Consider the following 23,238-nt stretch of genomic DNA (forward strand, 5'->3'; position numbering starts at 1 on the left):
AGAAAAAAGGATGAAACCAATTTGTCAGCCGGATCCCTTAGAGCGCATAGTGGATGCTTTGGAGGCCATAAGCAGCACCCTGGACAGCGTGGATCGGTCACTAGAAGTGATATCGGATGTCCTGGCAGATTCACAGGTTAAAGGCCCTCGTGGCAGCGCGATCGCAGTGGCAGGAAACATTCAGCAGATATAAAAATATCCCCAGGAGGATAGTAGATGAAAGAATTAATCATATATTTTTTGGACAAGTTGAACGAGAAGCAACTGTATCGCATTTATAATTTAGTGATATACATGGCAAATAAGAATCTATGGTAAAAAAACGGCCCCCAGGAAGCACCACCTTCCCAAGGGCCAGGAGCAGCCGGAGCCGCTACAGAATTCACTTACATAGTAGCATAATCCGGCCCAAAAAGCAAAAGGAGGATTTTGTAAAATGACATTTCCAATTGACATTGAAGAATATACAAGGGATAAGATGAAACTGCTTGAAGATCCGGACATGGGGGATTATGCGGTATTCAGGGCAATGGCTATATTTGCGAACATGGCATATACCGCTGGCCTGGAAGCTGGCAGGAGGGAGGCCGGAATATGCAAAGAATGATATGTATCCCATCTGACCAGTATAACCGAATGCTTGAAAGCTATGACAAAGCCATGGAGGAATTGCAGGAACTTAGGGAGCAGCTGCGGACGGTCCAAGGTGATGCGGATGGAGTTGCACCGGTGCAAGCAGAAGCCGTTGCAAAAGAAGGATTACAGAATGCAGAGATTGAAATATATAAGAACGAGATACTTGCTCTAACACTAGGCACCGAAGATATGGAATATTTGCAAGGTGTATATTCGTTCGCTTACTATTATCAGCCTGGGGAAGTGGCAGAACTACGGCGAAGAAAGGTTGATAAAGACGAACAGCGGAGGATGGAGATGACCAACCAAATTATTAAGGTATTGCTGGGAATGGATCAAAAAACAGTCCGGCATGTGTATTTTATGATTTCGGGTATGCCGGGAGGGAATTGTGATGGATGACTGCAAACAGAAGATCATTGAACTGATAAATGGAGCTCAGGATGTAAGAAGGTTGGAACTGGTACTTAGGTTTGTAAGAAGGTTACTTGGGTAAAGGGGTTAAGTAATATGTCATGTGAAGAGTACAGGAAAGAAATAGCAAAGGCATTGGAGTGCATCAAGGATGAAAAGATTATTCGGCGCATTTACATAAGTACGTTAGTGACTACAAGCATGAAGGAAGGTGATAACCCTGTCAGTGAAGATTAAGGTATCCTATGAGCGCCCGGAGGAGTTGCAGCACATCCTGGAACGGCTGCGGCCGGATGTGAAGTCCTGGAGGAAGTCAGGGAACCGGGAAGGACAATACATGAAAGCTTACATATACCTGGATGAACAACGGGTGAACCACGAGAAATAATATTTAAGGGGCTGGTTTCGTACACATTTGTGCGAAGCTGGCCCCTCTTTTGTTGTATGAAAATGATACATAGAAATGCCGAGAAACCTATCAGAACCTTACTTTTCCCTTGCATACCCCCTACTAATTTGATATAATAGTTATAGAGCAAATAGAATATTGATGAGTACCCCAGGGGCAACCTCCTTCCCCTGGAAGCCTTAGAGATAACGGGCGCGGGAATAGGACGATCCAATTGTGGATTTTCCTGTTCCTGCGTTTTTTGTTTGCTCTCATTTTAATATCTCCTTTGACCCATGGGCAGTGGGGTAAACTGCCCGCAATATTGTCTACAGGACGTTAAACAGGAAGGATAAGAGAATATGGAAGAAAACACCAAAATGACAGAGCAGACCCAGGCTGAGAACATGGGGAGTGAATCAGAAGCACAGGGGACTGATCAGGCGGGTGACGGATCAGGGAAAGGACAGAAGCTTTTTACCCAGGAAGAGGTGAACAGCTTTGTACAGTCCCGGATTGCCCGGATGAAAGGCCAGATCGAGAAAGAATCTAAAGCAGAGTATACCCAGAAGCTTGCAGAACTGGAATCCAGGGAAATGAAGCTGCTGGTTAAGGAGCGGCTCAGCGACCGAGGGATGCCTAAGGAACTGGCCGACATTATCACATGTGCGGACGAAAAGGACTTAGATAGTAAGCTTGAGGCATTACAGAAGATATACGGAAATAAGACCGAAGAAAAAGAAAAGCCCATGAGTGGATTTAGGCCGTTAAGTAAGGGATTCATGCAAGTTGGTGCGCCATATCGCGATCACCATGATTATGAACCTTCTGACCCGGTACGCAAGGCCATGGGGCTCGAATGAAAGGATTGATAAAAGAATATGGCAATTGATTTAGTAACCCAATATCTTCCCTATGTGGACGAACTGTTTTCAACAGAGAGTAAGAAGTCACTTCTGACCAACCAGGACTTAAGCTGGACAGGGGCGCACACGATCAAGGTGTACAAGGTCACAACGGCCAGTATGAACGATTACGGGCGTTCTGGTCCGTCTGAGGGCGAATGGTCCAGGTATGGCAGGGTGCAGGGCCTGGATGCCACAACAGAGGAATTTACACTTAAGAAGGATCGTTCCTTTACCTTTGCGATTGACAAGCTGGATAAGGACGAAACGGGCGGACAGCTTGCGGCGGCCTCTGCCCTGGCCAGGCAGGTAAGGGAAGTAGTGTTCCCGGAAGTGGATACCTATGTGTACGGCGTGATGGCTGCGGGAGCGGGCCATAAGCCAACAGCGGAAGCCCTCACAAAAACGAATATCTACGAAATGATCATCACGGCTAACAATACGCTTGATAATGCGGAAGTACCGGAGACAGGCCGGATCATTGTTGTTACGCCGGATGTGTATCTGCTGATGAAGCAGTGCAAGGATATAGTGATGGAAACGGATATAGGCAATGATTTAAGGCTTAAGGGAGTGATCTCCAACCTGGACGGCGCCAACATCATAAAGGTGCCTAAGATGCGGCTTCCTGCTGACTTCGGTTTCATGATTGCCCATCCGGTGGCCTGCGTGGCCCCCACGAAGCTGGAGGACTACAAGACCCATCAGGATCCGCCAGGGATCAGCGGCGAACTGGTGGAAGGGCGCATCTGCTATGATGCATTTGTCCTGGAGAATAAGGCGAAAGCGATCTACTACCAGGCGCAGCCGACAACATAAGAAGGAGCGCCCCGGACTTTCCCCTACGGATTGCCTGGGGCGTTTTAATAGGTGAATATGGATAAGATAGATAAACTCTTGAAGATGGCAACAAACATAAAGATGGCTCCTGGTTGGGAATACGACTATTCCAGGCTCACCACAGAGGAGTTAAGGGAACTTCTGCGGGATGACATCACTGATGAGCGCATAGCAGAAATTATGGAGCCAGTGAAGCGCGAGGTGTGGCATGAATAAGATAGACCGATTGATTATCAAGGCCCAGCCGAGCCAGGAACCGTGGCAGCGTTTAGAACAGGATAACCCATATATGGAAAAGACCTGTGCAGAACTGTTAGACATGATGGGTCCCGATACGCCAGGGGAGTGTAATGCACCGCCTATGAGAACGCGGGAATGGGAGCATTTTATATATGCTTTGGTTCATTTCTCAAGCACGGGAGGACTGGAGGAAATCAGCTATAAAGCACTGGATCGCCTCCCAGCCAGAGAGACAGCAACGGATCGGCCGGAAGATGAACCAAAAGCAGATAGTAAGTTTATGACTGCCTATGAAAGGCTGTATGGAAGCGGAGGTGGATAAGATGGCCCAGATCAGATTAAAAACCAAAACAGCCACGGAGATACGCCGTACACTCTCCAGGGTGATGAACATGGTTGCTAATGGTGAGATGGATAATAAGACGGCGAACACGATCATACTGGGTTGCAATGCGGTATTGTCTGCTATCAGGACGGACGAGCAGCAGCGAAAGATAGATGAACTGGAGAGGATACTAAACAATGTCAGATAGGAACCATGAGGGCTACCATGATCCCACGGCCTCCCAGGCCATCAGGAGGGCAGACAGGAGCCATAAGGAGACGGCAACATGCCGTGGCCTTACATACCCATTGCAGGATGCCGGAGAATTACCGAACGTTTACAAAACAAACAAATAACAAACGTTCGCTAAGAATAGGGAGGATCGTATACAATGACCAATGAGCAGCTTGTGGCCCGGATCAGGGCCGGGGAGAATGTGGCTGGGAATATGGAGCAGCTTTACAGCCAGGTGCGCCGCTTTATCCATTCCATAGCCTGGAAGTACCGGAACAGCGGAGAACTGGAGGACCTGGAGCAGGAAGGGTATCTAGCCCTATATCCTGCCATTGATGGATACGATCCAGCCCAGGGCGTGAAGTTCCTGACCTATGCAGAGTATCACATCCGGCAGCGGATGCAGCGATACCTTCAAATGAACGGCAGCTGCTTAAGGCTCCCTGTTCACTGCCTGGAGAAGGTGCAGAGGTATAAGCGGTTCTGTAGTTCCTTTCAGCAGGAGTATGGACGGGAGCCGTCAGAATATGAATCAGCGGCCTTTATGGGCCTTACCCTGGAACAGATAAAGGATATAAGGCAAAGTGCCTGTATGGCCCGCCTGGGGAGCCTGGACAGCCCGGTGAAGGGCCTGGATGGCGGTGAGGATACAACAGTGGGGGACATGGTAGCCTCTGCTGAGAATATGGAAGCGGATGCCGTAGATCGGATTCAGAGAGCGCAATTGTGTGCTGTCCTATGGGCTTGTGTGGATGATCTACCGGGGGAACAGCCGGCAGTGATCCGGCAGAGATATGAGGGAGGCATGACACTGGGAGCCATAGGGCAGAAACATGGAACCACACCGGAAGCTGTTCGCCAGATTCATGCCAAGGCTCTGCGGGAGTTGCGTAAGCCCAGGTATGCTAAACGGCTGCGGCCATTCGTACCGGATGACGAACGGATTTACAGCAGGGGCATAACTGGTAACGGGGCGGATCGGTTTAACCGTACCTGGACGAGCAGCACAGAGCGTGTGGCCCTGGACGTGATAGACTGGGAGGGGCGCCGCCGGATGCATTTGGAACTATTGGAACGGGTGCGGCATAGTGTTGCGATCTCGCAATAGACAGAGGCATGATATAGGGTTGAGATATCATCCTTTTGTGATACTGGTATGATACTAGAATTTTTCATAAAGCATATTAAAACGGATAAAATAAGTATGAACCAGGCGGAAAACAACGGCGATACGAGAAAAAATAGAAAAGAAAATAGTGGTCGCTTGTCGAACGATTATGGGAAAATGCCGCCATAATATGACAGAAACTGCACATGGAATCTGCTATGCTTGTACAGATTAAAGACAGCGGGGTGATTCTATGGGAGAATTATATGAACCCTTTCCCAAGCTGCCGAAAAATATTCGGCAGATAGGGGAACGGGACCAGGTTTTAAAGTTATATTTGGAAGACTATGTGAATACTTATTTAAAACGCCTCCAGCCGGCCAAGGGGGCTGATCTGCGTGTGGGTCTGCTCCTTGGAAGCAGGGAAACCCATGAGGACACGCCCTATGTATTTGTGGACGGCGCCCTGGAAATGGATTCCGTCACCGAGGAAGGCGAAAAGGTTGTATTTACCGAGGATGCCTGGAAAAAGGCATACCAGGATGTGGAGCAGATGTTCCCGAAGAGGACTGTACAGGGATGGTTCCTGTGCGGAGGTCCGGGCTGTACCTTAAGTCCCCTTAATTACTGGCGCCAACACAGCCAGTACTTCACAGGCAAGAACCAGCTGATGTACCTCAACTGCGGCCTGGAAGGAGAAGAATCAGTTTACATAACATCATCCGATGGCTTTTACAAGCTTCGTGGATACAGTGTATATTATGAACGCAACCAGATGATGCAGGATTATATGATACAGCGCAAGGATGCGCCCAGGGCGGAAACGGAGGTAAACGACAAGGTGATCCGTGATTTTAAGCAGCGCATGGACGAGCGCAAGCATGAGGTGGGACGTCACAGAAGCACCGTGGGCGTATTGTCCGGCCTTTGCAGCGCCCTTGCGGTCACTGTTTTGGCAGGCGGTGTTGCCATGTTTAATAATTATCAGAAAATGCACCAGATGGAGAGTGTGATCGCCTCTGTGATGCCCGATGGAAGTGTTAAGGACGGGCTTTTGGCATCCTCCGGAAAACGGCCGGGAATTGCGGAAAATTCTTCAGGCAAAGGATGGTCCGCGGTGGACGAGCCGGACTATGTGATCGAGGAAGCAGCCGGCAAGGTCTATCCAACCACCGCTCCTGCGGCGGAAAGTGGAAAAGAACAGTCCTCTGAAGTGAAACCGGAAACCATGCCCGCGGCAGAGACTAGCGCCCTTGACGGCACGGCCGGAGGAGAAGCTGAAAGAGAGGCGGCAGGAGCGGCTAAAACAGAAGACGCCGGAGGGACGTCAGCCGGGTCAGGAACGACCGAAACAAAAGCGGCCGGAACAGAGAACTCCGGGACAGGGACAGACGGAACAAAGGCAGAGGGGACAACGGCAGCCGCAGGAGATGGAAGCGGTCAGGCTTCCTCCGGCCAGGCCGATCCTGCAAAACCGTCCGGTGACACATCCCCCACAGAGGAAACAACCCTTCCTCCCACCGGAGGCAGAGACGGATCCGCCGAAACCGTGTCCGCTGTCAACTACAGTGTGTACACAGTGGCGGACGGAGAGACATTGTACGGCATTTGTTTTAAGCTGTATCATAACCTGAAACATATTGACGAGATCTGCCGGGTAAATGCCCTGACGGATGAAAACAGCATCTATGCAGGCCAGAAGCTGCTTGTCCCTTAAACTTAATCCATTTCACAAAGGGGAAAGTCCGTCATCCGGAAAAAGATAATGCGTTTTGCCAAAAATTGTTGTATACTATTGCATATATGCGATAGTGGATTGTTGGGAGAACGTAAGATGGGCAGTACCAGTTCAATGAGCCGAGAAAATAAAAAAAAGCAGTTAAAGCGACAGATTGTTCCTCCAAACAGCCGGCACCAGGAAGAGGAAGACAGCCGAGAGATCGTCCATAAGGCCCATAAGCGTGTGGTACGGAAGCGGCTGGCCATATTTTTGGTGCTGGTTATTCTTGCGGCAATTGCAGCCTTAGTGCTGTTCAGATATGACAGGTATCACCAGTTTACGGATTACCAGGTCATATGGGAAAAGAATCTTACCAGCGAGGCCCAGGAAGCCGCCGTGCAGGGAGAGGGCAGCTTTTGCGCGTACAGGGACTATGGAGACGGTGTGTTAAAATACACCAAGGATGGAGCATCCTATATTGATGCCCAGGGCAAGGTGGTCTGGATCCAGAGCTATGAGATGAAGTCACCGGTGGTTTCCATCAACGGAGAGTATGTTGCCATTGGCGACCAGCAGGGCAATAGTATCTACATATGCAATAAGAGCGGCAAGGTGGGACAGGCCACCACCCTGCTCCCCATCCTCCGGGTGACTGTGTCGGCAAAGGGTGTGGTGGCAGCCCTGCAGGAGGATTCCAAGGCCAGCTACATTTATCTTTATAAAAAAGATGGAAGTACCCTTGACCTCAGTATCAAGTCTCTGTTGTCCGGTGACGGCTATCCTGTGGATATGAGCCTGTCACCCAATGGAACTCAGCTGATCACCTCTTACATGTATCTGGACCAGGGGATCATTAAGTGTAAGATTGTGTTTTATAACTTTGGACTGGGTAAGAATGATCCCAGACGAGTGGTGGGGATCTTCTTTCCCCAGGATCTTGGCGATGCAATGGCAGGAAGGGTCAGATTCCTGGACGAGAGCCATGCCGTGATATTCACGGACAAGGGCATGCAGCTTTTCTCCACCCGTGTGGAGACATCGCCGGAATCCGTGAAGCAGATTCCCATAGAGGAGAATATCCGCAGCATTGCCTATACGGAGGAATATGTGGGACTTGTGACAGATAATGTGGAGGGCGGAGATCCCTATTCCCTGAAGATTTTTGACAAAGAGGGAAATCCTGTATTTGACCGTACCTTTAATTACCAATACACTGGATTTGACATAGACGGAGGGCTTGTACTGTTGTATAATGACAGTTCCTGCAAGGTGTTTAATATGACAGGAACGGAAAAATATAACGGGACCTTTGAGTTTACGGTGTCCAAGGTATCGGCCGGCAGGTTTCCGGGAACCCTTCTGGTCATGGGACCGCAGATGATGATGGAAATAAAACTGCAATAATTAATAAACGGAAAGGATGTATGTACCATGGGGATGAAGTGTATCGGAGTTGACATTGGAGGCACATCTGTAAAGATCGGTCTGTTTGAGGTGACCGGTGAACTGCTTGACAAGTGGGAGGTAAAGACCCGCAAGGAAGACGGGGGATCCCAGATCCTTCCGGACGTGGCTGCCTCCATCCGGGAAAAGATGAAGGAACACGGGCTGGACCTTAAGGCGGACCTGGCAGGCGTGGGAATGGGAGTCCCAGGCCCTGTGCTTCCCGATGGATATGTGGAAGTCTGCGTGAACCTGGGATGGCATGATCTGAACCCTCAGGAGGAGCTGAGCAGACTTCTGGATGGGATTCCGGTAAAGAGCGGCAATGATGCAAATGTGGCCGCCCTGGGCGAGATGTGGCAGGGAGGCGGCAAGGGCTACAGCGACCTTGTTATGCTGACACTGGGGACAGGCGTGGGCGGAGCTGTTATCATTGACCAGAAGATCATCGCAGGCAAGCACGGCCTGGGCGGCGAGATCGGACATATCCATGTCCGGGATGAGGAGTGGGAACACTGTAACTGCGGCGGCGTGGGATGTGTGGAGCAGATCTGCTCCGCCACGGGAATCGCCAGGGAGGCAAGGCGCAAGATGGCTGCCAGCGAAAAGCCCTCCCAGCTGCGCGGGTTTGGTGATGCCGTGACAGCCAAGAATGTGCTGGATGCCGCCAAGGAGGGCGATGAACTGGCCATGGAGGTGATGGAGGTGGTAGGCCGTTATCTGGGCCTGGCGCTGTCCATGGCAGTCATGACAGTGGATCCGGAGATCTTTGTTATTGGAGGCGGTGTCTCCAAAGCGGGACAGTTCCTGATCGATGTTGTGCAGAAGCATTATGACCACTTTACGCCCATTTCCAAACATAAGGGAAAGCTGGGCCTGGCTACACTGGGCAATGATGCGGGAATCTATGGAGCCGCAAGGCTGATCCTGTAAGTGGGATGTGTGGAGCGGTACGGGACAGGGTAATGTATGGGACAATAATATAGAATAACATAAAAGAGGCAGACCGCCGGTTGTGATTGAAACCGGGGGGCTGCCTCTTTTTATGATTAAGTAAAATGTCATGAATAAATCATCCCCGCCCTCTTTCATCTTGTGCATTTAAATGTTATTCTGAGAATATATCCGGACATAAACCACTTCGGAAATTACATGTTACACACAATAGGGAAAAGGCAGGGGACATATGAAGGGGATACGAAAATACTGGAGTAAACAGTCATTTACAAAACAGATATCCGTTGTATTTATCTTGTTATTTACAGCGCAGATCGTATTTCTGGCCGGTATAAGCAATACGTATCTGACGGATATTATTGAGAATAAGATCATTGGTTTTTTTAGTATAGCAGTGGGACAGGCAGCATCCAATATTGCGGCAACCCTGAACGGATATGAGGAAGCAGTGAATCAGATGATTATAGATGAAAAATTTCTGGATCAGATGGAGCGGTTTGAAGAAGCCCAGGGGCAGATGGAGCTGAGTGTAAAGCAGGAACTGAGAAAGCAGATGCGGACCTATATGTCCTACCGGCCTCAGGTATGGTGCATGGCCGTTGAGACTGAGAATGGAAAAATATTCAGTTCGGACAGGCTTCAGATCGATTCTTTATACCAAAAAAGTCCGGAACTGTATGTCCGGTATTTTTCACAGGTGGCAAAACAGGAGATCCTTAAGGGGGAGTGGATTCCTACAGAGTATTATGACAGACAGGGAACCTCGGATTATTATCTTTTCACATACCGGAAGCGGCTGATGGATTTCTACACGACCAAGTATGTGGGAACCTTTCTCATGGGCGTTAATGAGCTGGTACTTTCAGATATCTGCCAGGAGGCTCAGATCACACCGGACAGGGATACGAATTATAATTTTATCGTGGACCGGAACAACCGGATCGTTTCTCATTATGACAAGTCCAGGATAGGCACGGATATTACTGATATGGACGGATGGGAACAGCTGGTTTTGGGAGACGGCCGGAATGTGCATCTGGTAAAAGATAACCATGAGGAAAAAACAGTGGTGCTGGTGGATATTCCAAAGACATCCTGGCGCCTGGCCGGTGTTCTGGATAATGACTACATACTGAAGGAAATCAGAAATTTCCAAAAGATCATATGGATGATAACCATTTGTCTGATGGTACTGGGTGGATTCTTCATATGGATCCTGTCCCGAAGGTTGTCGGCTTCTGTTAAGCAGGTTGTAAACACCATGAAGGAGGTAAGGGCCGGGGAAATGTCCGCCCATATGGAGATGGAAGGCAAAAATGAAATATCCATCATAGCCAATCAGTTTAATAAGATGATGAAACAGATCAATAATCAGATGGACGAGATCAAGCAGGTAAGTGAAATGAAAAAAGACGCGGAGATCAGGGCCCTCGAAGCCCAGATCAATCCTCATTTCATCTATAATACCCTGGATTCCATCCATTGGCTTGCCATAGAAAACGGGGAGGATGAGATCAGTGAAATGCTCAGTGAGTTTGCCCAGATCCTCAGGTACCAGATCAGTGGAAGCAATGCTGTGGTTAAAATAAAGGATGAGATGGAGTACCTGAAAAAGTACCTCTTTCTTCAAAAAATCCGATTCATGGATAATTTTGAATATGCGATTGACTGTGAGGAAGGAATCCTGGATTGTCATATCCATAAGATGATATTCCAGCCTTTTATTGAAAATGCGATAATCCATGGATACGCAAACATACGCCATGGAGGACTCCTGCGCATAAAGATTTATCATATAAATGAAACCGAGATCTGTTTTTCCATTATGGACAATGGACGGGGAATGTCGCCGGATAAATTAGGGGAAGTTTTTGGGAATGATGGAGGTACTCCGTCTATTGGCGTATCAAATGTATTGGCCAGGCTGAAGCTTTATTATGGGGATAACTACAGGCTGGAAGTACACTCAGAGGTAAACAGGGGGACTTCCATTAAAATTACCATACCAAAAATGTGATGCAAAAGAGGATGATGAGATGAAGATCATAATTGTGGAGGATGAAAGAAAGTCATTAATGGGACTTACAGCCCTGATCAGCCAGCTGGAAGAAAGATGGAATATCGTAGGGACCGCCGGGAATGGAGAAGATGGGACACGGCTGATCGCCAGGGAACAGCCGGATGTGGTCATCACGGATGTCATGATGGAGCAGATGGATGGATTGGAAATGATGGAGGCGGTGAGGAATCAAGGCAATGAGTGTAAATTTATTGTTTTAAGCGGGTTTGCTGATTTTAAATTTGCCCAGAAAGCAATTCAGCTTGGGAGTGTGGACTATCTCTTAAAACCCGTAACTAAAAAAACATTGAGGGAAGTGCTGGAACGGGTGGAACAAAAGATCAGGGAAGAAAAGCATCAGATACGGCCGTCCACCTTTTCTGAGCAGGAATTATGGGAGCGGTTATATTCAGTTCCTGAAGATGCAGCCGAGAGTTACCGGAGGGAGCTGGAAACCAGGATGGCGGGCAGAGGCGTATATCTGCTGATGCTGAAAGGGGATACTGGTTTTACCGTATCAGAAGAAAAAAAGTGGAAGGAAATCATGAAGTATTACCTGGCAGACTTGGTATTCCATTCTTTTTCCGGAGATAGGCATAAACTGTTTTATGCAATTGAGCCACAAGGGTTTTCATGCCCTGAAACGCGGATACGGGAAGCGCTGAAGCGCGGGAAAAGCCTGTTCCACAAGCCCGTTGTAGCGGTATCATACCCACTTGGGAGGTTAAGTGAATTTTACAGAGCGCTTAAAGTGATGGAGGATAATAGTAACTGGGGACTGTCCGTTATACAGATGGATATTGTAAATGAGGAAAACCTTAAGACAGTGGCCTGCAGTAAGTTTATTTATCCAATGGAGATTGAACGGAATATGATCTGTCATATTGCGGACCTGGACATGGAAGCAGTCCGGGAGGATCTGCGGGAATTTGAGGAGTATCTGAAAAAACAGGTTTACCATTATGCTGATATACGTGAGGCAATGCTGTGTATGACAGTTGCTATTTTGTATGAAATCCGAAAAACAAGCTATGGAATATATGAGGAGATCAGTCATCTGAATGTACTGGAGTGGGTAAAAACCAGAATATCCACGGACACCTATGCAACCATGATGTTGAATATTCTGAGCGAATTTAAACGTTATAAAGATAATGTACATCACTGTGATAATGCGGTGATTAATGAAATATTAAATATTATTGAAAAGGAATACAAAGAAAATATTCTTGTGGAGGAAATGGCGCGCCGTTTTAACCTTACTCCTGAGTATCTGAGCACTCTGTTTGTACGGGAACTGGGAATCAAGTACACGGCATACTGCACCCAGGTTAAGATCGAGCATGCAAAAAAGCTTTTAAGAAACAACAATATGAAGATTTACGAAGTAGCTGAACAGAGCGGATACCTGGATGTAAAATATTTTTGTAAGGTGTTTAAAAAGTATACGGGAAAAAGCCCCAAGGAATATATCCAGATGTAACGTTTGTTTTGGACACCTTTCTTAGAAATGTAGAATGGGAAAAAAGATAAGGAGATGGTATTCTTTAATCAGAAAATAAACAGGGAGGGATTTCAATGAGAAAAGAACACAAATGGTTATGGGCGGCGGCAGCGGTCGCAATGGCGGCAGGAATCTGTATGGGGTGTGGCGCAAAGTCTGACGGGGGAAAAGACCAGGCCGCTGTGCAGGAGGAAAAAGGCCGGGAGGAAAGCACAGAGCAGGCAGCTGCATCACAGAATGGGGGGGATCAAAAGATCACATTACTTTTAACATATCCCAAAGAAAAGGCGGTTCTTTATCAATGCATCGAGGATTTTACAGCTGAAACCGGGATACAGGTGGAGATTCAGTATATGCCTCTGGCGGATTCCAGGAAGCAGATCAATATCATGGTGGCCAGCGACAGTCTTCCGGATGTAATGGATGTGGACAACACAGATACCGCTACTTATGCAAAAATGGGAATCCTGGCAGATATCACGGACCATGTTAATTCAGAACTGGAGCTGGACCAGTATTATAGCAGCATCCTGGGGCAGAACCAGTATGAAGGAAGGTATTATGGCCTTCCATTTACATCCAATAATCTGTGCCTTTATTATAATCAGGAATTACTTGATAAAGCAGGTGTGACAGAGGTCCCGGCAAGCTGGGATGAGGTTCTTGAGGCATGTGGGAAACTAAAGGAAATTGGGGTCAATGGATTTGGTGTGGCGGGAAGCCAGACAACAGATACCACGTTCCAGATGTGGCCCTTTATATGGGGATCCGGCTCTGATGTAGACCATATTGATTCTCCCGAGACAGTAGAAACGCTGAAATTCTATGAGACAATGGTGGAAAACCAGTACATGAGTACGGAAGTGGTGAACTATAATTCCGGTGATAATGCAAACCAGTTTATTGCAGGCAAAACCGCAATGATCGTTGACGGTCCATGGCGTCTCAGTTCGATTCAGGCTGATGCCGGTTTTGAATTTGGCGTGGCCAAGATCCCTGAGGGAAACGCCGGATTTAAGACCGTTCTGGGAGGCCATAATTTTGCAATTTCCAATACGGGAAATGTGGATCTAAGCTGGGAATTTGTCAAATATATGAACAGGCCGGAGGTCATGGTAAAGTACAGTGAGGCCGAGAATTATATTCCGTCCAGAAAAGATGTAGCTGCAGAATCTGAGTATTTTGCTAAAGAACCTATACGGACATTTGTGGAAATGCAGGATTATGCAGTGGCAATGCCGGTGGAAAATTATAATAAGATCAGCGATATTCTGATCGAGATGTGGCAGTCGGTTGTGCTTGGAGCCAAGGATCCGGAACAGGCAGCCAAAGATGCAGGTGCATCCATAGCAGGATTATAATAAAACAAGATATATAACAAAGCGCTGCAAACACATGGCAATTGTGCTTTGCAGCACTTTTTATGCCAAAAATCACGTTAAATGAGTTGGAAAGCGGTGATCATTGATGATAAGAAAGAAAAAAGTTCCCATTTATAACAGATATACAAAGCGGGAGATTATGGCCGGATACTGTTTTATTCTTCCAGCAGCAGTGTTTCTGGCACTGATCGTAATATATCCGTTAATATACAACTTGAGTATGAGCTTTCATGAAGTAACGCTGGAAACCTTCCGGGGAGGACAGCCCTTTATCGGCCTTGAGAATTACAAGGAAGTCCTGGCCATGCCAATGGTGAGAAAGGCCATATGGAACACGATCTATTTTACGGTAATGTCCATTATATTTCAGTTTGTAATAGGGTTTGCCCTGGCCCTTCTGTTTTCCAAGGCATTCAGGCTCAGCAAGATATCCAGGGGCCTCTTGATGGTGTGCTGGCTGGTTCCTGTTATTGTATTTGCCTCTGTATGGAAATGGATATTTGCAGGGGACGGTTCCGGCATTTTGAATTATTTCCTGACACAGCTGCATATTGTTAAGGCGCCGGTTTCCTGGCTGACCACGGAAAGGGGAGCCATGACAGCCCTGATCATTACCAATATCTGGAGAGGCGTGCCCTTTAACATGCTTTTGCTTGCCACAGGGCTGACTACATTGCCGGAAGAGCTGTTTGAGGCAGCTGCCATTGACGGGGCAAACCGCATCCAGAGATTCCGCCATATTACACTTCCACTGCTTAAGCCCACCATCCTCAGTGTGGTGACACTTGGGTTTATCTATACATTTAAGGCATTTGACCTGATCTACATTATGACAAATGGAGGTCCCTTAGATTCCACACAGATACTGGCAACAGCCTCTTATAAACTGACATTCTCCAATTTTGAATTTGGACAGGGGGCAGCAGTGGCCAATATTATGCTGATCCTCTTACTGGTAGTTGCCATATTTAATTTGAAATTAATGGAGAAAGATGAGGTGATGTAACATGGATAAACGGAAAAAACGGGAACAGGTACTGTTTAATCTGATCGCACTTGCTGTTCTGATCTTATTTTTGTTTCCCATCTATTGGATGGTGATCACCTCCCTCAAATCTTCCAGAGAAATTTTTGCTGAGGTTCCAACCTTTTTTCCTAAGAAGATTGAACTTGAGGGATATATTTCCCAGTTGTTTGTCAGAGGAAGCGTACCTATCTGGATCAGCTTTAGGAACAGTTTTGTTATAGCAGCAGCCACAACTGTCATATCTACACTGCTGGCCACCCTGTCCGCGTATGGTCTGGCCCGCTTTAAACTGAGTATCAACCGGGCGGTACTGCTGGCGATCCTTATTACACAGATGCTGCCCACCGTGCTGTTCCTCTCCCCTCTTTTTATGACATTTAAAAAGATAGCAATATTAGACACCCTGGCAGCGCCTGTTATTTTTACCTGCCTGCACAGTATTCCTTTCTGTATCATTACACTCCGGCCATATTTTCTGGATATTCCAAAAGAGCTGGAGGACGCCGCTATTATTGACGGGTGCGGCCGGTTCCAGGTGTTCTGGAGAGTCATGGTACCCATTACGTATCCCGGCATTGTAGTCTCGGCTGCATTTACCTTTCTCTGGGGATGGGGGGACCTGATGGGAGCCCTCACCTTTATTAAGACAGACCGCCTATATCCTCTGACTGTTAATATGTATAAGGCAATAGGGGAATATGGGATCGAGTGGAACAGCCTGATGGCATTTGCGGTTATTTTGACCATACCTGTGCTTTTGATATTTATATGTCTTCAAAAGTATCTTATCACCGGTATTACGGCTGGTGCGGTAAAAGGATGAGTGCGCCCAGACAAGGAATATGAAAGGATGAATATATGAATGAGAGATGGCAGAGATCCCTCCCTGTAAGCTGGAAAAAGGTAAGATTTACAGGAGGGTTCTGGAAGAAGAGACAGGAGATCAACGAACAGGTAACACTTCCTGCTGAATATGAGCAATGCAGGAGTTCAGGCAGGGTGGATTCAATAAAATGTATTTATGATCCCGTGGAAAACAGTGGCCCGGCAAAGGGCGTGTTTACCATAGATGGTGTCCTGGAGGAGAATCTGACAGATGGGGAAAAAGTCCCCAGGCCGCATCACTACTGGGATTCTGATCTGGCAAAATGGATTGAGGGAGCATCCTATGCCCTCTGGTATCAGAGAGATCCGGAGACAGAAGCAGTCATTGATGAAATCGTTGATGACTTTGAAAGGCTGCAGATGCCCGATGGATATGTGAATACCTATTATACGGTAGTTGAACCCGGAAAACGCTGGACCAATGTCCACCGCATGCATGAACTTTATTGTGCCGGGCATCTGATCGAGGCAGCTGTTGCATATTATGAGGCCACGGGAAAAACAAAACTGTTGGATATCGTAGAGCGGTATGCCCATCATATTAACCGTGTATTCGGTCCGGCAGACGGTCAGATCCATGGATATCCAGGCCATCAGGAGATAGAACTGGCCCTTGTAAAGCTGTATCGGTTGACTAAAAATCAGACCTATCTGGAACTGGCAGCGTATTTCCTGAATGAGAGAGGAAAGCAGCCGTACTTTTTTGAGGAGGAGGCAAGACAGCAGGGAAGGGACCCGGAGGACGGCGGACCAAAGGGGATATTAGGGAAGAGTTTTCTGGCACAGGGCCCATATGCATTGTTTCAGGCTCATCTGCCTGTCAGGGAACAGATGACGGCGGAAGGTCATGCAGTCCGGCTGGCTTATATGGGAGGAAGTATGGCGGATGTGGCGGCAGAGACCGGAGATAAGAGCCTATGGCAGGCATGCGTCCGTCTATGGGATAATGTTACATTAAAGAGAATGTATATTACCGGAGGCATAGGTTCACAGGATGGGTGCGAGAGGTTCAACTTTGATTACCAGCTCCCCAATGAAGAATCATATCATGAGACATGTGCATCTGTTGCCATGGTAATGTGGGGATTCAGGATGCTTCAGGTGGTACCGGACCGCAGATATGGGGATGTGATGGAACGGGCATTGTACAATGGGGTGCTCAGCGGGGTTTCACTTAGCGGTGACCGCTTTTTCTATGCGAATCATCTGGCTGCCCATCCGGAAATGTTCCGGGACAGGATCATTAAGAACCCGCGTATGCTTCCTAAGCGTCAGCGCTGGTTTGCCGTATCCTGCTGCCCCATGAACCTGGCCAGACTGCTGGAATCCCTCAGCGGTTACCAGTATACCCAGGGGGAACTGGCTGACGGGGGACAGACGGTATACGTGCACCTCTACCAGGAAGGCAGGGCTGATATTGAAGTTAAGGATAAAAGGGTTGTCATCCGGCAGGAGACAGCCTATCCATGGAAGGGAGATATCTCTGTGACGGTAGAGACAGACCTGGACGAGGCATGGGCCCTGGCTTTCCGGATACCGGAATGGGCCGGGCAGCCCGCACTGGAGACAGAGGATGCGGATATCTGGGAAGACAGAGGGTATCTTTATGTAAGAAAAAAATGGAACAGGAATGGACAACTGAATTTAAGCCTGCCAATGCAGCCGGTATTAGTGGAGGCACACCCGGGGGTCAGGATGGATTGCGGTAAAACCGCTATTCAATATGGCCCGTTGGTTTACTGCGTGGAGGAAGCGGATAATGGTGCGGATCTGTTTGAATGTACCCTGACCAGTGACAGCCGGTTTGAGGTGAACTTTGAAGAAGGGCTTTTGGGAGGAATCTGTACCGTCCAGATACAGGGCATCAGGCGGGACCGGGAACAGTGGAAGGGCAGACTGTATCGGCCTGTATCCGGGTGCTATTTTGAACCGGTAAAACTGAGGGCTGTTCCATATTATGCCTGGGCCAACCGGGGGGATGGTCAGATGACTGTGTGGATGAATCACATTCCTGATATAGGCCATATGGGAATGGGTCGAATCGGTAAGGATAAGGAAGACAGGAGGAATCAGGATGAAAGGAATTGTTTATGAGGGACCCAATACCCTCACTTGCAGGGACGTACCGGATGTAGCGCCCCGGCGGGGAGAAGTAAAGATCAGGGTAAAGGCATGCGGTATCTGCGGAAGTGATGTGCACGGTTATCTGGGCATCACAGGCAGGAGGACAGCGCCAATGATAATGGGGCATGAATTCGCCGGGGAAATAGAAGCGCTGGGAGCGGATGTAGACGGATTAAGGCCTGGAGACAGGGTTTCTGTCTATCCGGTAGACTTTTGCGGAAATTGTGAAATGTGCAAAAAGGGTATGGTTCACTTGTGCCTGAATAAACGGGCCTTTGGTGTTCTGGATGTGGACGGGGCGTTTGCGGAATATATCTGCGTGCCCGCAAAATGCTGTTTTTCCTTATCAGATAAGGTTTCCTATTCAGTGGGTTCCCTGTTTGAGCCCCTGGCGGTTGCGTACAGGAGCGTGGAGCATGCAGGGGAACTGGAAGGAAAAACCGTGTTGATCGTTGGTGCAGGAACCATTGGACTGCTGGCATTGGCATGTGTAAAAATGAAGGGGGCCGCCAGGATCATCCAGTCTGATCTAAGCGATCACCGTCTAAAGGTTGCCAGGGAGATGGGGGCGGATGTGACCGTCAACCCGGGAAGCAGCGGATGGAAGGCGGAAATTCTTGCACAGACAGGTGGCAAGGGTGTGGATGTGGCCATCGAAGCAGTAGGCGCAGAACCTACGGTACAGCAGGCCATGTCTGCTCTGAGGTTTGCAGGCAAAGCCATTTGGATAGGCAATAACAAACCCATGGTTGCGGTCAACATGCAGGAGATCGTTACAAGGGAACTGTCCGTCCAGGGGTCGTTCTTGTACGGTTATGAGGAGTTTAGGACCGTGGTCGATCTTGTGAACCAGGGCAGGATTCATGTGGCCCCGCTCATAAGCAAAGAGGTAAGTATGGAGGAAACACCTGCCTATTTTAAAAAGCTGGCAAAGGATCCGGGTAACCTGATCAAGGTAGTGATGGTGGATCAGGAGTGAGGACTGTTTGGAAATAAATCATGAACACGCTCTGGGAAAGGATGGGATCCGTGATGGGATACGATGAAAAACTGATAGAAAATGAAAAACTGATAGAAGGATTAAAGAAAAAGGCCCAAAAGCTGAGGCGGGATGTGATCATCAGCATGGGCGTGGGAGTGGCCGGCCACATCGGAGGGTCTAACTCTTCAGCGGATATAGTGGCAGCACTCTATTTTTATAAGATGAAGCATGATCCGAAAAATCCCAAATGGAAGGAGAGGGACAGGTTCCTGTTAAGCAAGGGACATGTTGGGATCCTTCAGTATGCGGCACTGGCGGAGAGCGGGTATTTCCCTGTGGAGGATCTAAAGCATACCAAGGAGATCGGCTCCTACCTGCAGGGGCATCCGGATGTGCAGAAGACCCCCGGTATCGAGGCCGGCACAGGTTCCCTGGGACAAGGGCTCTCCATTGGCCTGGGCATGGCCCTGGGACAGAGGCTGGATCATCTGGACAGCAGGACTTACGTGCTGGTAGGGGATGGCGAGATCGCCGAGGGCCAGATCTGGGAGGCAGCCATGGCGGCCAGCGCCTTTAAGGCCGACAACCTGACAGCCATTGTGGACAGGAACCGGCTGCAGGCCAACGGTAAGACTAAGGAGAGGTTTGACACAGGGGATATCATGGCAAAATTCCTGAGCTTTGGCTGGCATGTGATCGAGATCAATGGACATGACATGAGAGAGATCTTAGGGGCATTGGACGAGGCGGAGATGGTAAAGGGAGTGCCCACGGCCATCATAGCCAACACGGTCAAGGGAAAGGGCGTCAGCTTTGCGGAGAACGTGGTGGGTTACCACAACGGGATGCTGACAGAGGAGACCTACAGACAGGCGCTTCAGGAATTAACCGAACAGGAACAGGAGGCATAGAAATGGGGTATACAAATCAGAGAGTTGCATATGGCAATACATTAGTGGAACTGGGAAGACAGGATGAGCGGATCGTGGTGCTGGATGCGGATCTGGGAGCATCCACCATGGGGAAGCTGTTCGAGACGGAATTTCCCGGGAGGCATTTTGAAATGGGGATCGCGGAGGCCAATATGACCAGCGTGGCGGCAGGTCTGGCCCAGACAGGAAAGATCCCGTTCACCAACTCTTTTGCAGTGTTTGCAGGCGGGCGGGCCTATGATCAGATACGCCAGACCATTGCCATAGGAAAACTGAATGTAAAGATCTGCGGATCATCTTCGGGATTATCCGATTTTGGAGACGGCGCCACCCATCAGTGCGTGGAGGACCTGGCTATTTTCCGTGCAGTGCCAAACATGACAGTCGTCTGCCCGGCGGACGCCAATGAGACTGTGGAGGCGGTAAAGGCCATAGCAGCCATGGACGGTCCCTGTTATCTGCGCTTGAACAGGAATGATTATCCCAATGTGACAAAAGAGGGAGAGAAATTCACCTTGGGCGTGCCCGGTGTTCTGAAGGAAGGAACGGATATTGCCCTGTTTGCCACCGGATATATGACAGGACTCGCCCTGGAAGCGGCCGCAGAGCTGGAGGGAAGCGTATCCGTAAAGGTCATCAATGTTTCCACCATCAAACCCATGGATGCAGAAGCTGTGAGAAAAATGGCAGAAGGCTGCCGGGCTGTGGTAACAGCGGAGGAACACAATGTTACAGGCGGATTGGGAAGCGCCCTGGCCGAGGTACTCTGCGGTAACCCCAAACCCATGAAGATGGTAGGGATCAAGGATACCTTCGGATGCAGCGGACACAATTATCAGGAGGTATTGGAGTTCCACGGCCTGACAAAGGCAGCCATTATGGAGGCGGTCATGGAGATGGCAGAGTTGTGACAGGAAAAGATGTGTACTCTCGGAATCCCCGAGAGTACACAGATATAAAAAGGAGCAAAAAGTGATGAAAATAGGATTTATCGGCTTGGGGATCATGGGAAAACCCATGGTTAGGAATCTGCTGAAGGCAGGACATGAATTGATCGTATATGATGTGGTTAGATCCAATGTGGATGAAGTGGTAAAAGGTGGTGCAAAGGCGGCTTCCTCCTCCAAGGATGCAGCTGCTCAGTGCAGCCTTATTATCACAATGCTGCCCAACTCCCCCCATGTTAAGAGTGTGGTCCTGGGAACGGACGGAGTTTTGGAAGGGGCTGCCCCGGGTACTATTCTGGTTGATATGAGTTCCATCGCGCCCCTGGCATCTCAGGAGATATGCCGGGAATGCGAAAAAAAGGGTGTAAAAATGATAGATGCGCCCGTGTCGGGAGGTGAGCCTAAAGCTATAGACGGCACCCTTTCCATTATGGCAGGCGGTGAAAAGGAGGTATTTGAACAGGTCTATGATGTGCTCATGACCATGGGGGCAAGCGCGGTCCACTGCGGGGATATCGGCGCCGGAAATACCGCTAAGCTGGCAAACCAGGTAATTGTAGCCCTTAATATTGCAGCGGTATCGGAAGCCTTCATGCTAAGCACCAGAGCTGGTGTGGATCCCCTTAAAGTTTTTGATGCCATCAAAGGCGGTCTGGCCGGTTCCACGGTTATGAATGCCAAGGTTCCTATGATCACAGGGGGAAATTTTACTCCCGGGTTTAAGATCGACCTTCACATCAAGGATTTGGGGAATGCGTTGGAGACTGGCCACGGAGTCGGCGCCCCGCTCCCCCTCACCGCTCAGGTGATGGAGATAATGCAGAACCTGCACGCGGACGGACTGGGGGAAAATGACCACAGTGCCATAGCAAGGTATTATGAAAAATTGACGGGGACAGAAATACGGAAATAGGAGTGCCTTCAGTGGTGGGGCAGTGTGTGAAGAAGTGTCCGCTGGCGGTGCGGATGAAACTGGAGAGGACTCAAAATTTTGTATGGAAATGAAAAACAGTGCCGGGCTTTAACCCGGCACTGCTTTGTCTGCACACTGAAATAGCTACGGATATCAATGCTCCGGATATCTATGCTCCGGGCACCCATTCACCGGATTCATTGACCCAGTAGTTATCAGGTGTCCTGGCATTGGTAACCATGGCTCCGGTGGCCGGATCCAGATAATAACTCTTTCCGCTCACCTCAACCCAGCCGGTTGCCATATAACCGTCCACATTAAAATAGTACCACTTTCCATCGATCTCCTTCCAGGCGGATGTGGGGTAACTGCCGTCCCCATTGCGCCACCACCAGCGGGTGCCGTCCTCTGAGGTCTGCCAGCTGCCGTTGTCAGCCGCTGGAACAGCAGCAGGTGCATTGCCCAGGGCCAGAACATCCCCATCGCTTACGGTCCAGGAACCGGATGTGGTCCAGCTGCTCTTGGCGCTGTTGCTGGACTTCACGGAACGAACCTTGAACTTGTAAGTTCCGGGTGCAGTGATCTGTTTGGAAAAGTCATAAAATGTGTCATAGGTATCTTTGATCTCGCCGATCTCTGAACCGTCTTTTATGAGTTGAACCTGGTAGTACTTGGAACTGGAAACAATGTTCCACAGGCCGGCGCCCATGTGCTCGCCGTCCCACTGGAGGTTGGCGGGCGCGGTTGCAGCGCTGGTGTCCGCATCCTTGTCAAATATCAGCTGGATGGTCAGGATAAGGGTTGCATTGCTGTCTTTACGCTTTGCATCCACGAATTTTATCTTGTCAAAACGGTATTTGCTGGAGGAGCCAAGGGTCAGTTTGAAAGCGCTGGAAGAGCTGCTTGAAAAATAGTACTCCTCCTCGTCCTCCACGCCCAGGGTGATGGTTACTTCCGGGGGTTTGGATTTGGTCCAGCTATCCCCGTCATCATTGGTGACTTCCCAGGAATCCACGTAATAAAGACTGGTGTTGTCGCCGGTAGGTGTTACCTCCACATCCCCTCCGTCACGTCCGGTACGGATATCTGAATCAATGGTAAGATTGATCTTGCCCACTTTCTGTTTGCTTGCTGCCATGACTGCCGGTGCCATTGCAGTGGACAGCAGGGAAATGATTAAAAGTGCAGCGCCTGCTTTTTTCCATATGATCATATCGGCATGTCCTTCCTTTCTTGGTTTTTACAAGGTTTATCTACTTATAACTATATCACA

General features: G+C 48.9%; 23 protein-coding genes and 1 pseudogene. 23 read left to right on the forward strand and 1 reads right to left on the reverse strand.

The annotated features are described in order from the left end of the window. The first annotated feature begins 10 nt into the window (after positions 1-10). From CLFS41_RS11930 to garR, 23 genes and pseudogenes are all read left to right on the forward strand, one after another. Positions 11-193, forward strand: a complete 183-nt coding sequence (locus CLFS41_RS11930; RefSeq protein ID WP_045092406.1) for a hypothetical protein — start codon at positions 11-13, stop codon at positions 191-193. A 243-nt stretch (positions 194-436) separates the two neighbouring features. Beyond that, entirely contained in the window at positions 437-607 is a 171-nt protein-coding gene (locus CLFS41_RS30070) for a hypothetical protein (RefSeq protein WP_161797487.1), read from the forward strand. Beyond that, a complete protein-coding gene (locus tag CLFS41_RS30255; protein ID WP_045092407.1) occupies positions 595-1,038 on the forward strand; it encodes a hypothetical protein in 444 nt (147 codons plus the stop codon). The genes CLFS41_RS30070 and CLFS41_RS30255 overlap by 13 nt, the downstream gene beginning before the upstream one ends. A 238-nt stretch (positions 1,039-1,276) precedes the next feature. Further along, complete coding sequence (locus tag CLFS41_RS30075) at positions 1,277-1,438, forward strand: hypothetical protein (RefSeq protein ID WP_161797488.1); 162 nt, start codon at positions 1,277-1,279, stop codon at positions 1,436-1,438. A gap of 362 nt (positions 1,439-1,800) precedes the next feature. Next, complete coding sequence (locus CLFS41_RS11940) at positions 1,801-2,301, forward strand: hypothetical protein (protein ID WP_045092408.1); 501 nt, start codon at positions 1,801-1,803, stop codon at positions 2,299-2,301. Positions 2,302-2,319: 18 nt separating this feature from the next. Further along, positions 2,320-3,162 (forward strand): hypothetical protein, encoded by an 843-nt coding sequence (locus tag CLFS41_RS11945; RefSeq protein ID WP_045092409.1) that lies wholly within the window; start codon positions 2,320-2,322, stop codon positions 3,160-3,162. A 57-nt stretch (positions 3,163-3,219) separates the two neighbouring features. Next, positions 3,220-3,399, forward strand: a complete 180-nt coding sequence (locus tag CLFS41_RS11950; RefSeq protein ID WP_045092410.1) for a hypothetical protein — start codon at positions 3,220-3,222, stop codon at positions 3,397-3,399. Next, positions 3,392-3,745 carry a hypothetical protein gene (locus CLFS41_RS11955; RefSeq protein ID WP_045092411.1) on the forward strand — a complete coding sequence of 118 codons (354 nt, stop codon included), beginning with the start codon at positions 3,392-3,394 and terminating at the stop codon, positions 3,743-3,745. The genes CLFS41_RS11950 and CLFS41_RS11955 overlap by 8 nt, the downstream gene beginning before the upstream one ends. Position 3,746: 1 nt before the next feature. Next, positions 3,747-3,956 (forward strand): hypothetical protein, encoded by a 210-nt coding sequence (locus CLFS41_RS11960; RefSeq protein WP_045092412.1) that lies wholly within the window; start codon positions 3,747-3,749, stop codon positions 3,954-3,956. Between the two features lie 183 nt (positions 3,957-4,139). Then, positions 4,140-5,090 (forward strand): sigma-70 family RNA polymerase sigma factor, encoded by a 951-nt coding sequence (locus CLFS41_RS11965; RefSeq protein WP_045092413.1) that lies wholly within the window; start codon positions 4,140-4,142, stop codon positions 5,088-5,090. A 253-nt stretch (positions 5,091-5,343) separates the two neighbouring features. Beyond that, on the forward strand, positions 5,344-6,807 hold the full coding sequence (locus CLFS41_RS11970; RefSeq protein ID WP_045092414.1) for a LysM peptidoglycan-binding domain-containing protein: 1,464 nt from the start codon (positions 5,344-5,346) through the stop codon (positions 6,805-6,807). 117 nt (positions 6,808-6,924) lie between these two features. Beyond that, positions 6,925-8,214, forward strand: coding sequence for a DUF5711 family protein (locus CLFS41_RS11975; RefSeq protein WP_045092415.1), 1,290 nt, complete (start codon positions 6,925-6,927; stop codon positions 8,212-8,214). Between the two features lie 27 nt (positions 8,215-8,241). Further along, on the forward strand, positions 8,242-9,186 hold the full coding sequence (locus tag CLFS41_RS11980) for an ROK family glucokinase (RefSeq protein ID WP_045092416.1): 945 nt from the start codon (positions 8,242-8,244) through the stop codon (positions 9,184-9,186). 253 nt (positions 9,187-9,439) lie between these two features. After that, a complete protein-coding gene (locus tag CLFS41_RS11985; protein ID WP_045092417.1) occupies positions 9,440-11,227 on the forward strand; it encodes a sensor histidine kinase in 1,788 nt (595 codons plus the stop codon). Between the two features lie 19 nt (positions 11,228-11,246). Next, positions 11,247-12,752, forward strand: coding sequence for a response regulator (locus CLFS41_RS11990; RefSeq protein WP_007865799.1), 1,506 nt, complete (start codon positions 11,247-11,249; stop codon positions 12,750-12,752). A 95-nt stretch (positions 12,753-12,847) separates the two neighbouring features. Next, positions 12,848-14,134, forward strand: a complete 1,287-nt coding sequence (locus CLFS41_RS11995; protein ID WP_227162503.1) for a sugar ABC transporter substrate-binding protein — start codon at positions 12,848-12,850, stop codon at positions 14,132-14,134. Positions 14,135-14,240: 106 nt separating this feature from the next. Next, on the forward strand, positions 14,241-15,161 hold the full coding sequence (locus CLFS41_RS12000; protein WP_007865803.1) for a sugar ABC transporter permease: 921 nt from the start codon (positions 14,241-14,243) through the stop codon (positions 15,159-15,161). A gap of 1 nt (position 15,162) precedes the next feature. Then, a complete protein-coding gene (locus CLFS41_RS12005) occupies positions 15,163-16,005 on the forward strand; it encodes a carbohydrate ABC transporter permease (protein ID WP_007865806.1) in 843 nt (280 codons plus the stop codon). A 35-nt stretch (positions 16,006-16,040) separates the two neighbouring features. Then, positions 16,041-18,161 carry a beta-L-arabinofuranosidase domain-containing protein gene (locus CLFS41_RS12010; RefSeq protein ID WP_045092418.1) on the forward strand — a complete coding sequence of 707 codons (2,121 nt, stop codon included), beginning with the start codon at positions 16,041-16,043 and terminating at the stop codon, positions 18,159-18,161. Next, positions 18,142-19,170, forward strand: coding sequence for a galactitol-1-phosphate 5-dehydrogenase (locus tag CLFS41_RS12015; RefSeq protein ID WP_007865811.1), 1,029 nt, complete (start codon positions 18,142-18,144; stop codon positions 19,168-19,170). Before CLFS41_RS12010 ends, CLFS41_RS12015 begins: the two co-directional genes overlap by 20 nt. Before the next feature lie 53 nt (positions 19,171-19,223). Next, the gene (locus tag CLFS41_RS12020; protein WP_200895092.1) at positions 19,224-20,084 is read left to right on the forward strand and encodes a transketolase; all 861 of its coding nucleotides are present in this window, start codon (positions 19,224-19,226) and stop codon (positions 20,082-20,084) included. A gap of 2 nt (positions 20,085-20,086) precedes the next feature. Next, positions 20,087-21,016 carry a transketolase C-terminal domain-containing protein gene (locus tag CLFS41_RS12025; protein ID WP_007865813.1) on the forward strand — a complete coding sequence of 310 codons (930 nt, stop codon included), beginning with the start codon at positions 20,087-20,089 and terminating at the stop codon, positions 21,014-21,016. Between the two features lie 49 nt (positions 21,017-21,065). Continuing rightward, a pseudogene (garR, locus tag CLFS41_RS12030) lies at positions 21,066-21,965 on the forward strand (2-hydroxy-3-oxopropionate reductase); the annotation flags it as partial. Between the two features lie 169 nt (positions 21,966-22,134). Here the strand turns inward: garR and CLFS41_RS12035 are convergent. Then, a complete protein-coding gene (locus CLFS41_RS12035; protein ID WP_007865815.1) occupies positions 22,135-23,178 on the reverse strand; it encodes a hypothetical protein in 1,044 nt (347 codons plus the stop codon). Between the last annotated feature and the right edge of the window lie 60 nt (positions 23,179-23,238).

It is taken from the genome of Clostridium sp. FS41 (assembly GCF_000954015.1).
Classification (GTDB): Bacteria; Bacillota; Clostridia; order Lachnospirales; family Lachnospiraceae; genus Enterocloster; species Enterocloster citroniae.